Source organism: Yinghuangia seranimata (genome assembly GCF_029953285.1).
Classification (GTDB): Bacteria; Actinomycetota; Actinomycetes; order Streptomycetales; family Streptomycetaceae; genus Yinghuangia; species Yinghuangia seranimata.
The window spans coordinates 156,828-172,189 of the sequence record NZ_JASAOI010000023.1 but is presented as its reverse complement, the minus strand read 5'-3'; the positions used below and the strand labels follow the sequence as shown (position 1 = coordinate 172,189).

Annotated in this window: 11 protein-coding genes; 7 read left to right on the top strand and 4 right to left on the bottom strand. The window is 74.1% G+C overall.

Annotated features, from left to right (window positions below):
- The first annotated feature begins 53 nt into the window (after positions 1 to 53).
- Positions 54 to 1,148: an AI-2E family transporter gene (locus QI554_RS16130; protein ID WP_281470635.1), complete on the top strand. Its 1,095-nt coding sequence runs from the start codon at positions 54 to 56 to the stop codon at positions 1,146 to 1,148.
- A 65-nt stretch (positions 1,149 to 1,213) separates the two neighbouring features.
- Here QI554_RS16130 and QI554_RS16125 read toward each other — a convergent pair whose 3' ends face one another.
- The 4 genes from QI554_RS16125 to QI554_RS16110 form a co-directional block, all read right to left on the bottom strand.
- Entirely contained in the window at positions 1,214 to 2,872 is a 1,659-nt protein-coding gene (locus QI554_RS16125) for an FAD-binding oxidoreductase (protein WP_281470633.1), read from the bottom strand.
- Positions 2,873 to 3,572: 700 nt separating this feature from the next.
- On the bottom strand, positions 3,573 to 4,763 hold the full coding sequence (locus QI554_RS16120) for a 4'-phosphopantetheinyl transferase superfamily protein (protein ID WP_281470631.1): 1,191 nt from the start codon (positions 4,761 to 4,763) through the stop codon (positions 3,573 to 3,575).
- The gene (locus tag QI554_RS16115) at positions 4,760 to 6,433 is read right to left on the bottom strand and encodes an MFS transporter (RefSeq protein ID WP_281470629.1); all 1,674 of its coding nucleotides are present in this window, start codon (positions 6,431 to 6,433) and stop codon (positions 4,760 to 4,762) included. Before QI554_RS16115 ends, QI554_RS16120 begins: the two co-directional genes overlap by 4 nt.
- A 254-nt stretch (positions 6,434 to 6,687) precedes the next feature.
- A complete protein-coding gene (locus QI554_RS16110; protein WP_281470627.1) occupies positions 6,688 to 7,137 on the bottom strand; it encodes a MarR family winged helix-turn-helix transcriptional regulator in 450 nt (149 codons plus the stop codon).
- Positions 7,138 to 7,374: 237 nt separating this feature from the next.
- Between QI554_RS16110 and QI554_RS16105 the strand changes: the two genes are divergently transcribed.
- The 6 genes from QI554_RS16105 to QI554_RS16080 all read left to right on the top strand — a co-directional run bounded on the left by QI554_RS16105 (position 7,375) and on the right by QI554_RS16080 (position 15,201).
- Positions 7,375 to 7,980: a (2Fe-2S)-binding protein gene (locus QI554_RS16105; RefSeq protein WP_425527985.1), complete on the top strand. Its 606-nt coding sequence runs from the start codon at positions 7,375 to 7,377 to the stop codon at positions 7,978 to 7,980.
- Between the two features lies 1 nt (position 7,981).
- Complete coding sequence (locus QI554_RS16100) at positions 7,982 to 8,953, top strand: FAD binding domain-containing protein (RefSeq protein WP_281470625.1); 972 nt, start codon at positions 7,982 to 7,984, stop codon at positions 8,951 to 8,953.
- A 1-nt stretch (position 8,954) separates the two neighbouring features.
- On the top strand, positions 8,955 to 11,186 hold the full coding sequence (locus tag QI554_RS16095; RefSeq protein WP_281470623.1) for a xanthine dehydrogenase family protein molybdopterin-binding subunit: 2,232 nt from the start codon (positions 8,955 to 8,957) through the stop codon (positions 11,184 to 11,186).
- 326 nt (positions 11,187 to 11,512) lie between these two features.
- Positions 11,513 to 12,505: an oxidoreductase gene (locus tag QI554_RS16090; protein WP_281470621.1), complete on the top strand. Its 993-nt coding sequence runs from the start codon at positions 11,513 to 11,515 to the stop codon at positions 12,503 to 12,505.
- A complete protein-coding gene (locus QI554_RS16085) occupies positions 12,502 to 13,935 on the top strand; it encodes a flavin monoamine oxidase family protein (RefSeq protein ID WP_281470619.1) in 1,434 nt (477 codons plus the stop codon). The genes QI554_RS16090 and QI554_RS16085 overlap by 4 nt, the downstream gene beginning before the upstream one ends.
- 279 nt (positions 13,936 to 14,214) lie before the next feature.
- The gene (locus tag QI554_RS16080; protein ID WP_281470617.1) at positions 14,215 to 15,201 is read left to right on the top strand and encodes an enoyl-CoA hydratase/isomerase family protein; all 987 of its coding nucleotides are present in this window, start codon (positions 14,215 to 14,217) and stop codon (positions 15,199 to 15,201) included.
- The last annotated feature ends 161 nt before the right edge of the window (positions 15,202 to 15,362 follow it).

Sequence of the window (15,362 nt, the reverse complement as noted above, 5' to 3'; positions counted from 1 at the left end):
TCGATCCGCGTGGCCGGGGCGGGAGGGCCCGTGCCGCGGCTGAGAGGACGGCGATGGCGACCGACGCGACGGGGTCGACGGACCGGCCGGCCGACAGGCCGCAGGCCGGGCCGTCGCCCGCGTTGCGCGGTGCGGCCGCGTGGTGTCTCGCGGTCCTCGTCGTCGCGCTGTTCGTCGCGGCGATGGTCGCGCTGGCGGTGTTCCTGCGTGCGGTGACCGGCCCGCTGGCGATCGCCGTCCTCGCGTCCGCGTTGTTCTATCCGCTGCACCGCAGGCTGCTCCGGCTCGGTCTGCGGCGCGGGGTGGCGGCGGGGCTGACGTGTGCCGCGTTGGTCACGCTGGGCGGTGCCACGCTGTGGCTGGTCGTCGCGTTGGTCAGCGACAACGCGGCGAAGTTCGCTGCGGCGCTCGGCGACGCGGCGGACCGGCTGCGCGACCGTTTCGGGTGGGGCGGGGACCCGGCGGCGCAGGCGTCGGACGGTCTCCACGAACTCGGGGGCAAGCTCGGCGGTGAGCTGGCGAGCGGGGTCGTCAGCGGGGTCGGCGCCGCCACGCAGGTGGTGCTGGGGGGCGTGCTGGCGCTCGCGTTCACCTTCTTCCTGCTGCGCGACGGGCACCGGCTGCCGGCGCTGGTGCGGAGGTTCACGCCCGAGTCGCGGCGTGCGTTGGCGGAGGCGCTGACGCGGCGGTCGTTCCTTGCGGTGTCCGGGTTCATGCGCGGGACCACGATCATCGCCCTGATCGACGCGACGTTCATCGCGATCGGCCTCGCGGTGCTGGGGGTGCCGGGCGCGGCGGGGCTGGCGGCCCTGGTGTTCGTTGGCGCGTACATCCCGTACGTGGGCGCGTTCCTGTCCGGCACGGTGGCCGTGCTGGTCGCGTTCGCCGACGGCGGGCTGGGCACCGCGCTGGGGGCGCTCGGGGTGGTGCTGGGCGTGCAGTTCGTCGAGGGCATGTTCCTGCAGCCGATCGTGCAGAGCCGTACCGTCGCGCTGCATCCGGCCGTGGTGATGGGGTCGGTGATCGGCGGCGGCGCGGTCGCGGGGGTGTTCGGGGCGCTGCTCGCGGTGCCGGTCGCGGCGGTGCTGGCGTCCGTGGTCGTGCTGCTGCGCGGTGAGGGCGACGGCGTCGATCCGCCGGGCGGGTGACGCGGTGCGCCGCGGGACGGCCCCATCCCCCGAGGGAGCCGTACCGCGGCGCGGTCCGGGGCCGGTCAGGCCGGGCGGATCGACTGCGAGTGGTGGAAGAAGTCGGTCGGGTCCCAGCGGGACTTGACCTGCTGCAGGCGGGCGTAGTTGTCGCCGTAGTAGAGGGTGGACCACGGGACGCCGGAGCGGTTGACGGCCGGGTCGACGATGTCGGGGTCGGGGTTGTTGATGTAGCAGCCGTCGTTCTGGGCGTTCGGGGCCGGGTAGCCGCCGGTCGTGGCGAAGGTCTCGCCGTAGATGTCGCGCAGCCAGGCGGTGTTGGCGGCGTCGTCGGCGGGGTTGATCCAGAAGGACTCGAACTCGGCGAACAGCACCGAGGAGCGGTGGGCGGTCGCCGTGGCGCCGGAGGCCGGCGCGTTCATCTGGCCGCCCGCGCCGGCGAGTTGCAGGGTGGCGTTGGGGTTGGCGAAGTCGGTGCGCATGAGCTGGCGGTAGATCGCGCCGGCCTGATCGTCGGTGAAGGCCGTGCGCAGGAACGCCGTCTTGATGCCGCTGCGCAGCGTGGGGTCGAACAGCAGCGTCGGGTTGAACGTGCCGATGAGCTTGGTGGAGGCTAGCCACGGCAGGCGGCGTGCCGGGAAGACGGGGTTGATCGCCGTGCCGCGGGTGAGTGCGGCGGCGTAGTCGGCGAGCAGCTGGGGGCCGTTGGGGTCGGTGCCGTCGACCTGGGTGAGCAGGCCGACGCCGCCGCCGGTGCGGTGCCGGGCGAACATGACGCCGGACAGCGCGGTGGCGGGGGCGCCGGGGGCGCTGTTCTGCTCGTACCACTGCCCGAAGTTGCGCAGCAGGGTGGTGAAGGCGGTCTGGTCGAGTGCGGCCCACGGGACGGCGACCGAGCTGATGAGGACGGTCTTCGGGGGGCGGGGCAGCTGGTCGCCGGGTGCGGTGCCGGGGGCGCCGGGGGTGCGGAACCAGTATTTGGTGATGATGCCGAAGTTGCCTCCGCCGCCTCCGGTGCTGGCCCACCACAGGTCGTTGGCGGGGTCGGCGGGGTTGCGGGAGGCGGTGACGACGCGGGCCCGGTTGAAGCGGTCGACGACGACCATCTCGACGGCGTCGAGGTGGTCGGCGACCAGTCCGTGCTGCCGGGTGAGCAGGCCGAAGCCGCCGCCGACGGCGTGGCCGCCGATGCCGACGGTGAGGCACACGCCGCCGGGGACGGCGACGCCCCAGCTGCGGTACAGCGCTTCGTAGAGGGCGCCGAGCTGGACGCCGGGTTCGACGGCGAAGGCGTTGCGGGTGGCGTCGTAGGTGACCTTGTTCATGTGGGACAGGTCGATGATGGTCTTCGTCTCGGCGTTGGAGACGAAGTCGGCGTAGCAGTGGCCGCCGCTGCGCACGGTGACGCGGGTGCGGTTGAGCGCCGCGGCCTGCACGATGCGCAGGACCTGCGCGGTCGTGGTGGGCAGGACGACGGAGTCGGGGGTGGCCGTCCAGCGCTGGTTGACGCCGGTGGACAGTTCGGCGTAGCGCTCGTCGCCGGGCAGGACGACGGCGGGCTGCGCGAACGGGTCGGCGCAGAAGCCGCCCGCGTCGACGGTGGCGTCGGGGACGGCCGGGGGCGCGGGGTCGGCGGCGGCGGCCCGTGCGGTGCTTCCGGCGGCGAGCGCGGCGGCGGCCGCGCCGGCGCCGGTGAGGACCGAGCGGCGGTTGACGTGCGGCATGTCGGGTGTTCTCCCTGGGTGTTCGGGCGGAGGTGTGCGGAGGGTCGGGCCGGCCGGGGGCCGCGCGCCGGATCAGGCGGCCGCGCGGGCGGGGGTGCGGCGTGTGGCGTGCGGCCCGGGGTGACGGAGTCGGGCCGGACGTGCCGCTCCCCCCGCCGGGCGGCCCGGGCGGGGCTCCCGGCCGGAGCCGTGGTGGTGTTCGCGTGGTGCGGTCCGACGGGCGGGCTTGGCCCCGCGCTGGTCTGCCCAGCTGGCCCAGTGCGTCCGACGCGGCGGTCGGTCTGCGGAGCGCGCAGGGACACCCCGCCGCGAACGGCGTGGCGCGTGCGCCCCGTTGGGCCGGCGCGGGTGGTCGGACGCTGCTCGGCGCTCAGCCGGACGCGCGGGACCGCGTTCGGCTGAGCGTCGGCCAGGTGGAGCGTTGCGCGTCCGGTGGTGTCCTTCGGCGCGGTGCCGCTCACGTCGGCCGGGCCTTGCTCCGGGCCTAGCGGCCCTCCCCAGCCCGCCTTCGTGCCGTGCGTCGCAAGGCGCAGGCCTTGGAAGGGCCGCCGGGCCCGGCGCTCGTACCGGGTCGTCGTCGCGAGGTCCGGGAACACGGCGCTGGGCAGGGCCGCCAGGGCGTGCCCGGGGCATCTCTTCGGATCGGCCCGCGTCGCGTGGTGCGTGCGCGCCGGGCCCGGGAGATCCCCCCGGGCACGCCCTAGTGGAAGCCGACCGCGGGGACGGTCACGGCCGCGAAGAGCAGTCCGTGGCGGGTCGTCCAGCGGCCGGGCAGCGTGGTCAGGGGCCGGCCTTCGACGAGGGCGGGTGCGGTGCGGACTCGTACCGTGAAGCTGCCGTGGTCGGGGTCGATGTCGACGACGGCCTCGTCGTGGCCGAGGCGGCGGCCGGTGAGCGGCGACCACGTCTTGTAGGCGGCCTGTTTGACGCAGAGCAGGAGCCGGTCCCAGTCGATGGCCGGTTGGTGGCGGCGCAGTTCGGCGAGGTGGGTGCGTTCGCCGGGGGCGGCGATGGAGGGGAGTTGGCCGTCCTTGAGCGGCCGGTGCGGTTCGACGTCGATGCCCAGGGCGAGGATGTCGCGGGTGCGGGCGACGGCGGCGGCGCGGTAGGTGCGGGCGTGGGTGATGCTGCCGCAGACGCCCTGGGGCCATCGTGCGGCGCCGTGCGGGGTGCGGAGCAGCGGGGCCGGCGGGATGCCGAGCCGGACCAGGGCGCGTCGGGCGCACAGGCGGCCGGCGGCGAACTGGCGGCGGCGTACTTCGCCGGCGAGGGCGACGAGGTGGTCCTCGTCGGGGAAGAGGGTTCCGCCGGGGTTGTCGTCGAAGAGTTCGGCGGTGCGGACGGTCGGCGGCAGGATGCTGCCGAGGACGGTTGCGCGGGCGCTGGGTGGCCGGCGGCGTCCCTGAGGGGGCGTGCCGGGCGGTGCGGTGCGTTCGCCGGCGGGGAGTTCGCCGCCGAGTGCGGCGGCGAGCGGGTCCGGCCGGTTGTCGCCGCGGTGGTCGGCCCTGGGGTTGGTGCGGTTGGTGGGCCGGGCGGCGGGCTGTGCGGTCGGGTGCGCGGCGGGGCCGGTGCCGGGCGGGGGTGTGCCGCGCCGGTTGGCGGTGACGCTGCCGGCGCCGTCGCGGGCCGCGGCGCGGGCTGCCGCTGCGCCGCGGGTTGCCGTGGGTTCGGGTCCGGCGTCGACGAACTCGGGTATGGCGGAGGCGAGTCGGAGGCCGCGTCGGCGCGGCGGGCGGAGTGCGGTGGCACTCCCCCGGCCGGCGGCCGCGGGTGGCGTCGGACGCGCCGTTCCCGCGGCCGCCGGGGGACCGGCCGGGCCCTCCGCTCCGGCCGGTTCCACCGGTCGCACGCCGCCCGCATGCGCCGGTGGGGTCTGGGGTGCGGTGCTCACGAGCTCGTCGATTCGGCGGCGCGGGCGACGGGCGCCCGGCCGGTCGCGGCGTCGGGCTTCGCGTCCGGTGCGGCGGGGGCCGGCGCGGGCTTGCGGCGGGCCATGCCGAGGACGAACAGGACGCCGGCGAACACGACCGCGGTGGGTACCGCGATGGTGGGTTTGGCGGCGTTGACGAAGCCGTGCGTGAAGACGTCGTGGGCGACCTGCTTGATGCTCGCGGTGTCCTGCGGTGTGGCGCCAGCCGGGAGTTTCACGCCGCCGTTGGATCCGGGGGCGACCTGGAGTCCGTGGTCGGCGGCGTTGTTGAAGGCGTCGACGAACGGGGTGCGGGCGTCGGCGGGCACGCCTCCGGAGCGGGTGAGGGCCTCGTCGCGGAGCTTGTCGGAGAGCTGGTTCTGCAGGACGCTGCCGACGACGGCGGTGCCGAGGAGGCCGCCGAGCTGCCGCATGGCGTTGAGCATGCCGGAGGCGGCGCCGGCCTGTTCCATGGGGACGTCGCGCATGGCCTCGGCGGTGAGCGGGGCGAGGCTGAAGCCGAGTCCGGCGCCCGCGATGATGCCGGGCAGCAGGAAGCTGGTGAGCGTGGCGTCGGTGTGCACGGCGGTGATCATGAGGCCGAGGCCGAGGCCGAAGAGCGCCATGCCGGCCATGAGGACGTACTTGCCGCCGTGCTTGTCGGCGAGCCGTCCGGCGACGGGCGCCGTGAACATGGTGGCGACGGACCACGGGGCCAGGGTGAGGCCGGCCCGCAGCGCACTCATGCCGAGGACGGACTGCAGGACGAGGACGACCGGCAGGTAGATGCCGAGCATGCCGAAGGCGATGAAGCACTGCACGGCGTTCATGAGCGAGAAGTTGCGGATGCGGAACAGCTTGAGCGGGAGCAGCGGTTCCTTGGGGCGGAACTCCCAGGCGATGAACGCGGCGAGCAGGGCGGCGCCGGCGATGAGGACCATCGGGATGGTGATGCCGCCGCGGAACTCGCCCCAGTCGTAGCGCTGTCCTTCGACGAGTCCGAAGACGAGGAGGAACAGCGCGGCGCTGGCGAGGGCGACGCCGACCAGGTCGAAGCGGTGGCTGCGGCCGGGGCGCAGGTCGGGGACGTACAGGTAGGTGCCGACGAGGGCGATGACGCCGATGGGCACGTTGACGTAGAAGATCCAGCGCCAGCTGGCGTCGTTGACGAGGACGCCGCCGACGGTGGGGCCGGCGACCGTGGCGAGGCCGACGACGGCGCTCCAGACGCCCATCGCGGCGCCGCGGCGTTCGCGGGGGAAGACCGCGGCGATGATGGCGAGGGTCTGTGGGGTGAGCAGTGCGCCGCCGACGCCCTGGACGGCGCGTGCGGTGATGATCTGCCAGGCGTTGTCGGCGAGTCCGCACGCGATCGAGGAGATCGTGAAGAGGACGAGGCCGGCGACGAAGAGGTTGCGCGGGCCGAAGATGTCGCCGAGCCGGCCGGCGGTGATGAGGAGCATCGCGTACGCCATGAGGTACGCGTTGACCACCCACAGGCTCTGGTCGAGGCTCAGGTGCAGACCGTCGAGCATCGAGGGCAGCGCGATGTTCACGATGGTGGTGTCCAGCATGATCATGAAGAAGCCCAGGCAGAGCGTCATCAGGACCAGCCAGGGTTTGGTCTCGCGGGTGGTGCTCGCTGTGGTCACGGCCGATTCCCCGGATTCCCGCCGTGGGGCGGTCCGGGTCGGTGTCAGCGTGCCCGGCGCGCAACGGCGTTCGACAAAGCGTTCGACGGAACGATCGACAAGAGCGTGGTCACGCAGCACCGCCGACGTCCGACGCTCTCGGAAAACACGAGCATTTACTCGCGTTATTTGAGATTACGAGCATCGACTCGCGTTTGTCAACGCATCGCGACACCCTGCCCGTAGGGGCGGGCAGGGTGCCCCCGACCGTGCGGTCAGCCCGCCTCGGAGTTCGGGATGTCGCCCATACCTTCAGCCAACTCCTCCAGGAGGAGCCGCAGTTGCTCGGCCCGGTCGTCGCCGAGGATGTCCGCGATGGTCTTCTCCAGCGCGGCCAGCTCGGCGTCGGCCTTCACGAGGACGGCCTCCCCGGCGGGGGTCAGCCACATCTCCAGCACCTGCTTGTGCCGGGAGTGGGCCCGCCGTTCGATGAGCCCGCGGTCGGTCAGGCGCTTGACCAGGCCGACCACGTTCTGCGGTGTGACACCCAGGTCGCGGGCCAGTTCGGCGCCCGTGACACCCGGCTGCTCGGAGACGGCGGACAGCACCGAATAGTGCGCGGAGGCCAACCCGAGGGGTTTGAGCCGGCGCTCCTTCGAGGCCGTCATCGCGAGCCCCGCCTGCCGCGCGGCCCAGATGATTCGATTCATTCGACGCATGCGCATAACGCGCATGATAACCATCAACCACTTGACAGAGAACAAGCGCTGACCAAGACTGGCGCCGTACGCAGAAGTTCGCGGCCAGAACCACCGGGCACCGCCCTCCGGTGCCCCTCCGACCGCATCACTGGGGGATCTGTGGCACAGCAAGGCCCGCACGACGTCCAGCCGTCCGCACCGCATCGAACGACCACCGGGCAAGCGAGGCAAGGGCTTTCGAGGCGTCTCTTCCTCGGCCGGGTGGCCGGCGCCTCGGCCGGGGCGGCGGCGGTCGCCGCCGGCTCCGCGCCCGCCGCGTTAGCGAGTCCGACGACACCCGCCGTACTCCCCGAGGCCCCGCTCACCGGCCCCGGCGAGAACCTCGTGACGACGACCCTCACGGTCAACGGCACCACCACCCGGCTCGCGGTGGACCCGCGGACCACCCTGCTCGACGCCCTGCGCGAGCGGCTCGACCTGACCGGCACCAAGAAGGGCTGCGACCGCGGCCAGTGCGGCGCCTGCACCGTCCACGTCGACGGCCGCCGCGTCCTCTCGTGCCTCACCCTCGCCGCCGCGGCCGACAACCGCCCGGTGACCACCGTCGAAGGCCTCGCCTCCGGTGAGCGACTCCACCCGATGCAGCAGGCGTTCATCGACAACGACGCCTTCCAGTGCGGCTTCTGCACCCCCGGCCAGCTCATGAGCGCCGTCGCCGTGGTCGAGGAACGGCGTTGCGGCTCCGCCGAGGAGATCCGCCAGAACATGTCCGGCAACCTGTGCCGGTGCGGCGCCTACCCGGGCATCGTCAAGGCGATCCAGTCGGTCGGCGCCCCGGCGACGGCCGCGCTCGACGAGGCGGTGTGACGTGCGCGCCTTCGAGTACGCCGCCGCCCGCACCCCCGCCGACGCGTTCGCCCGCACCACACCGCGCACCGCGTACCTCGCGGGCGGCACCACGCTCGTCGACCTGATGAAGCTCGGCGTCGTCGAGCCCGACGCCGTCATCGACATCAACGGCCTGGGCCTGCGCGGGATCCGCCTCGACCGCGACGGCCTGCGCGTCGGCGCCCTGGAGCGGATGAGCGACGTCGCCGAACACCCGGTGGTCGCCGCCGAGTTCCCGGTCGTCGCGCAGGCGCTGCAGGCCAGCGCCTCGCCGCAGATCCGCAACATGGCCAGCATCGGCGGCAACCTTCTGCAGCGCACCCGCTGCGGCTACTTCCGCGACGTGGCCACCGCGTGCAACAAGCGGCAGCCCGGCTCGGGCTGCCCCGCGCAGACCGGCGCCAACCGGGGCCACGCCGTCTTCGGCACCAGCGCGAGCTGCGTCGCGACGCACGCCAGCGACCTGGCCGTGGCGCTGGTCGCGCTCGACGCGCGCGTCGAACTCGCCGGGCCCGCGGGCCGGCGCGAGGTGCCGCTCGCCGACTTCTACCGGCTGCCGGGCGACTCCCCGCAGGTCGAGAACGACCTGCGGCCGGGCGAACTGGTCACCGCGGTGGCGGTGCCCCGGCTCGCGTTCGCACGCCGCTCGACGTACCTCAAGGTCCGCGACCGGCAGTCCTACGAGTTCGCGCTGGTCTCCGTCGCCGCGGCGCTGGACGTGCGCAACGGAACCGTGCGCGACGTACGGCTCGCGGTGGGCGGGGTCGGCACCCGGCCGTGGCGCCTGCCGCTCGCCGAACAGGCGCTGCGCGGCAAGCGGTTGACCGAGGCCACGGCACGCCAGGCGGTGGAGGCCGGCACCGCCGACGCGCGGCCGCTGGCGTTCAACGCGTTCAAGCCGGCGCTGCTCCGCCGCACCGCGGTGCGCACACTCCTTGCACTGGGGGGATGACATGACCGCGGAGATCCTCGGGCGCGGACGCGCCCGGGTCGAGGGCCCGGCGAAGGTGACCGGCGCCGCGAAGTACGCGGCGGACCTGCACCCTTCGGGGCTGGCGTACGGGTACCTGGTGCTCGCGACCGTCGGGCGCGGCACGGTGACCGCGGTGGACGCCGAGGCGGCGCTCGCCTCCCCCGGCGTGCTCGCGGTGTACTCGCCGTTCAACCCGCTCAAGCTGTACGGCGGCATCGTCCACTCCGACCAGAGCTTCCTGGGCCAGAACTGGCTGCCGCTGCAGGACGCCGAGGTGCGCCACCACGGGCAGATCGTCGGCCTGGTGGTCGCGGACACCTTCGAACAGGCCCGGCGCGGCGCCGCGTTGGTGCGCGTGGTGTACGACGCGCGGCCGCCGGTCGCGGACTTCGCGGCGGCGCTGCCGAACGCGGTGAGCCCGGGCCCGATCAACGGCGAGCCGGACGTGCTCGACCTGCTGGCCCCGGGCGTGCCGTCGATCGAGGCGGCGCTGGCCGCGGCGCCGGTGCGCGCGGGCGGCACGTACACGCAGCCGCCGAAGAACCCGGTGCCGCTCGAGCCGCACGCGACGGTCGCGGTGTGGGACCAGGCGGGGCTGACGCTGCACCTGGGCACGCAGGCGGCGATGCCGAGCGCGCTGACGGTCGCGGCGGCGCTGGGCCAGGATCCGGCGCGGGTGCGGGTGCTCAGCGAGCACGTCGGCGGCGGTTTCGGCGGGAAGCTCTACACCTGGGCGCATCCGCTGCTGACCGCGGCGGCCGCGCAGGCGCTGGGCCGGCCGGTCAAGACGGTGATCACGCACGAGCAGATGTTCAGCGTGACCGGGAACCGCACGCCCGTGCACCAGACGGTCGAGCTCGGCGCGTCCGCGGACGGTGCGCTCCAGGCGGTCAAGCACGAGGCGGTGAGCGGGCTCTCCACCTCGGGGCTGATCTTCGAGCAGGCCGCGCACACCACGTCGCGCTACCTGTACAAGGCACCCAACATCCACGTCGCGCAGAAGGTCGCGATGCTGGACGCGCCGCCGAGCACCTGGATGCGCGCGCCGGGCGAGGAGCCGGGGTCGTTCGCGCTGGAGTCGGCGATGGACGAGCTGGCCGCGAAGCTGAACCTGGACCCGGTCGAGCTGCGCCTGCGCAACTACTCGACGGTGGTGCCGGGCCGCGGTGTGCCGTGGTCGAGCAAGCACCTGGACGAGTGCTACCGGCTGGGTGCCGCGCGCTTCGGCTGGAACCGCCGCGCGCAGCGGCCGGGTTCGGTGCGCGAGGGGGACTGGCTGATCGGGTACGGGATGGCGTCCGCGGCGTATCCGGGCAACCAGTTCCCGTACACGATGGCGAAGGTCCGGCTGCGTGCGGACGGCGGCGCGGAGGTGTCGTCGGCGACCGCCGACCTGGGCACCGGCATGCGCACGGTGCTGTCCAGCGTGGTCGCCGAGCGGCTGGGCCTGCCCGGCGAGCGCGTCGCGGCGGTGCTGGGCGACTCGGTGCTGCCCATGAACTACGGGGCGTTCGCGTCGGCGGGCACCGCGAGCACGGCGACGGCGGCGCGGGCCGCGGCGTCGGCGGCGGTCGCGCAGCTGGTCCAGGTCGCCGTGCAGAACGCGGCGTCGCCGTTCCACGGGCTCGACCCGAAGGACGTGGTGTACGCGGAGGGCCGGCTGACCGGGCCCGGCGGCCTGGACGCGGCGTTCGGCGAGCTGCTGACGCGGATCGACGTGTCGGGGGTCGAGGCGCAGGACGGCTCCGCTCCCCCGCCGGACGCGCGGAATTTCGCGGTGCACTCGTTCGGCGCGCATTTCTGCGAGGTGCGGGTGCACGCGTGGACGTCCGAGGTGCGGTTGCGCAGGTTCACGTCCGTCATCGACGCCGGGCGCATTGTGAACGAGCGGACGGCGCGCTCCCAGATTGCCGGCGGGCTGGTGTTCGGGATCGGCCAGGCGTTGTTCGAGGGCAGCGTCATGGAGCCGGCGTCAGGGCGCACCGCGAACGCCAACCTTGCGGAATACCTCATTCCAGTGAACGCCGACGTTCCGGTTTTCGATATTCAATTCCTCAGCCATCCGGATACGAACTTCAATGAGTTCGGGGCGCGCGGGATCGGCGAGCTGGGAACCGTGGGTTCGGCGGCCGCCATAGCAAACGCCCTGTTCAACGCCACCGGGAGGCGGGTCAGGGACCTGCCGGTCACGGTGGACAAACTGTTTGGCTGACCAATTCTCACAGGCCTTTACCGGCCCTGCCGGTAAAGATTTGCCCATGGAATTCAAGTCCGCCACCGAGAGTTTACACAACAGCAAATAAATTCACATTGACCGGAGTCACGGATCTTATAGACTCCGAAACGGAACCGCAGCGCACCGTCGATATATAAGCCGCGCAGACCAGGTCGGTCGCCCCGGAATCCGGGGCGGACCGCGGTATTTCCGCGCGCCCGCACAAACAAGCGCTGTTCCGGTTTTCGCGGCCCGACGACGTGCCGATCCACCGGAGCACCGCCCGCGGGACGACCCCTGGTCGCACGCGAAGGAGAGGCCTCATGGCGACAACGGAATCCGGTACCGAGCAGGGCCGCCCCGGCTCGGTCATCCCCAAGAAGTGGTCGGCCGCCGACATCGGCGACCTGACCGGTGTCACCGCGGTGGTGACCGGCGGCAACGGCGGGCTGGGCCTGGAGACCGCGCGTGAGCTGGCCCGGGCCGGCGCGACGGTGGTCATCGCGTGCCGCGACGCGGCGCGCGGCGAGCGGGCCGTCGACGTCCTGCGCGAGGACGTCCCGCACGCCAAGCTCGACGTGCGGGCGCTGGACCTGGCCGACCTCGCGTCGGTGCGGGAGTTCGCAGCCGGGTTCGCCGGCGCGTACCGGGCGCTGGACCTGCTGGTGAACAACGCCGGCGTGATGGCGACGCCGCGCGGCAAGACCGCCGACGGCTTCGAACTGCAGATCGGCACCAACCACTTCGGGCACTTCGCGCTGACCGGTCTGCTGCTCCCCCACCTGCTCGCGGCGCCCGCGCCGCGCGTGGTGACGGTCAGCAGCACGCTGCACGCGCAGGGGAAGATCAACTTCGACGACCTGCACCGCGAGCGGCGCTACAACCGCTACACCGCCTACGGCCAGGCCAAGCTCGCCAACCTGCACTTCGGGTTCGAGCTGGACCGCCGCGCCAAGGCGAGCGGGGTCGCGCTGACCAGCGTGCTCGCGCACCCGGGCTACGCGGCGACCAACCTGCAGACGGCGTCCATCAAGGCGGCGCCGATCCGGGCGATCGCGGGCGGGATGAACAAGCTGATGGCCGTGAGCCCGCGCAAGGGCGCACTGCCGCAGCTGTGCGCGGCCACCCTGCCGGGGCTGCCGGGCGGCACGTTCGTCGGCCCCAGCCGGATGGGCCAGTACCGCGGCGCGCCGGGTGTGGTGAAGGCGAAGAAGAAGGCCTACGACACCGAGGTGGCGCACCGCCTCTGGGAGGTCTCCGAACAGTCCACCGGGGTCGTGTTCGACCTCGCGACACCGAGAGCTGAGCAGTCATGACGGACGAGAACACCCCCGCCGCGGAGGGCGGTTCCGGGAACGGGTCGGCGGCCAGGCCGCGGACCCGGACCCGGGAGGCCGACGTGGTGGTCGTCGGGGCGGGCCTGGCGGGCCTGTCCGCCGCCCGCGACGTCTTACGCGCCGGCTACGAGCCGCTGGTGCTGGAGGCCCGCGACCGCGTCGGCGGCCGCCTCGAGGCGGCCGCCATCGGCGGCGGCCTCACCACCGAGATGGGCGGCCAGTGGTCGGCGCCGCGCAACTCCCGCCTGCGGGTGGCCGCGCAGCTGGTCGGCGCGGAGTTCTTCCGCAGCCACGACACCGGCGCGAGCCTGCTCGAGGTGGCCGGGAAGATCCGCCGGCAGCGCGGCAAGGTCCCGCCGCTGGGGCCCGGCACGCTCGTGGACCTGGTGCAGGCGCAGACGCGTCTGGACCGGCAGGCCCGCCGGGTGCCGGCCGCGGACGCGGCGTCGGCCCCCGACGCCGCCCGGCTGGACGCGTCGACGCTCGGCGCGTGGCTGGACCGCGCGGTGCGCACGCGGACGGGGCGCGCGATGCTCGACGTCGCCGTCACGACCATCTGGGGCGCGGCGCCCCACCAGGTGAACCTGCTCCAGGCGCTGGCGTACATCAGCGGCGCGGGCGGCTTCGAGGCGCTGACCACGAGCGAGGTCCAGGACCGCGTGGTGGGCGGGTCGACCGTCATCGCGGAGGGGCTGGCCGCGGGGCTCGGCGACCGGGTGCTGACCGGCGTGCCGGTCACGTCGGTCGTCGACACCGGCTCCGGGGTCGAGGTCCGCGCGGGCCGGCTCAAGGTGAAGGCGCGGCGCGTGATCGTCGCGGTCCCGCCGGTGCTCGCGGCGGAACTGGAGTTCGAACCGGGGTTGCCGAAGGAGCGCCTGACGGCGCTTCAGGCGCTGCCGATGGCCGCGGTCACCAAGGTCACCGCGGTCTACGACCGGCCGTTCTGGCGCGACCGCGGGCTCAGCGGCCAGGCGTTCACCGTGCGCGGCCCGGTCACCGCGACGTTCGACAACTCGCCGCCCACCGGCGGCCCGGGCGTGCTGCTGGGCTTCGTGCCCGGCGACCGCGCGCGCGACTTCGCGAAGCTGGACGCGGCCGACCGGCGGCGCGCGGCGCTCGCGACGTTCACCCGGCTGTTCGGCCCCGAGGCCGGCGACCCGGGGCTGTTCCTGGAGAAGGACTGGGCCGCCGACCCGTGGGCGCGCGGCTGCTACTTCGGCCTGGCCGCGCCGGGCACGCTCACCGGCGTGCTGCGCGTGCTGGCCCGCCCGATCGGGCGGGTGCACTGGGCCGGTACCGAGACCGCGACCGACAACTACGGCGGCATGGACGGCGCCGTCGCGTCCGGCGAACGCGCCGCCGCCGAGGTGCTGACCGCGCTGACAGAACCCGCGCGCACCCGGGTGTAGAGCCGACGCGGGGACGCGGCGCGCGCGATCCGCGGCCGCCCCGCACGCGCGGCCCGGACCGCCGGGCCGCCCCGGGCGGCCTCTTGGGACCGCCCGACTGCGCCCACCCGTCGCGCGCTTCGGCGCCGACACACACCACCGCCCACGACACCGCGGTGCGAGCCGGGCCCGCTCCCCGTGCTCGCCGGCCCCTCGGCTCCGCGGCCGTACTTCCGACCGCCTCGCGGCTTCGCGCTGCCCGCATTCGGCCGCGCGTCCCTCCACAGAGGAAATCCCGACATGCCTTCGTTGCCCTCGCCCTTTTCCGTCGACCCGTCCGCCGTCACAGCCGAACGCGACGGCGCGGTGCTGACCGTGCGCGTCGACAACCCGCCCCTGAACTTCCTGAACGCCGCGCTGATGGACCGGCTGGCCGACACGCTGGCCGCCGCCCGGCGCGATCCCGATGTGCGTGCCGTGGTGCTGACCGGCGCGACGCCCGGGGTGTTCATCGGCCACTACGACATCGACGAGATCCTGGACGGCGTCCGGCGCGCCGGCGTCGCGCTGCCGGAGCGGCTCGCGCCTGTGCCGCTGCGGGTGCTCGCGCCGCTGGTGCGGGTGCCGCGGCTGCGCGCCGCGCTGGCCGCGACGCCCGTCGGAGGCCTGGTCTCGCTGCTGCGCTTCCACGAGGTGATCCGCAGCATGCGGCGCAGCGACACGGTGTTCGTCGCGGCGATCGACGGGCCCGCGCTCGGCGGCGGGTTCGAGCTGGCGCTGGGCTGCGACATCCGGGTGACCGGCGACGGCCCGTACGACCTGGGGCAGGCCGAGCTACTGCTCGGCCTGGTGCCGGGCGGCGGCGGCAGCCAGCTGCTGGCCCGCATGCTCGGCTCCGCGCGCACCATCGAACTGCTGCTGGAGGGAAGGCTGTTCTCTCCGGCGGAAGCGCTGGAGGCGGGCCTCGTGCACCACGTGGTGCCGCGCGACGAGGTGGTCAAGCACGCGCACGAGGTCGCGTCGCGCCTGGCGACCCGTTCGGCGTCCGCCGTCGGCGCCGCGAAGCGCCTGGTGTACGAGGCGAGTTCGGCGTCCGTGGAGCGCGGCCTGGCCGCGGAGCGGGCCAGCTTCCTGGCCCTTGCGGGCGGCGCGCCGGCGCAGCGGGCGCTCGGCCGGTACCTCGACGACATCCGCGCGCACCTGGCCTCGGGTGGCGGCGCGGCCGACTTCTCCCGGACCCGGCTGCCGCGTTGGCAGGCCGGGACCGCGACCGGGTTCCGGGGGTGACGCGCGGGCCCGGCGCCCTTGGTGGCGGCCGGGCACGCGCGGTGTGCGTCCGGCGTCCGCCGGGCGCGGTCTGAAGTCTCTTCTCTGAAGTCTCTTTTCCACAGTACTGGCCGGGTGGTCGGTTCGGCGTGCCTGCGTACGCCGGGGCCGGCCGCCCGGTG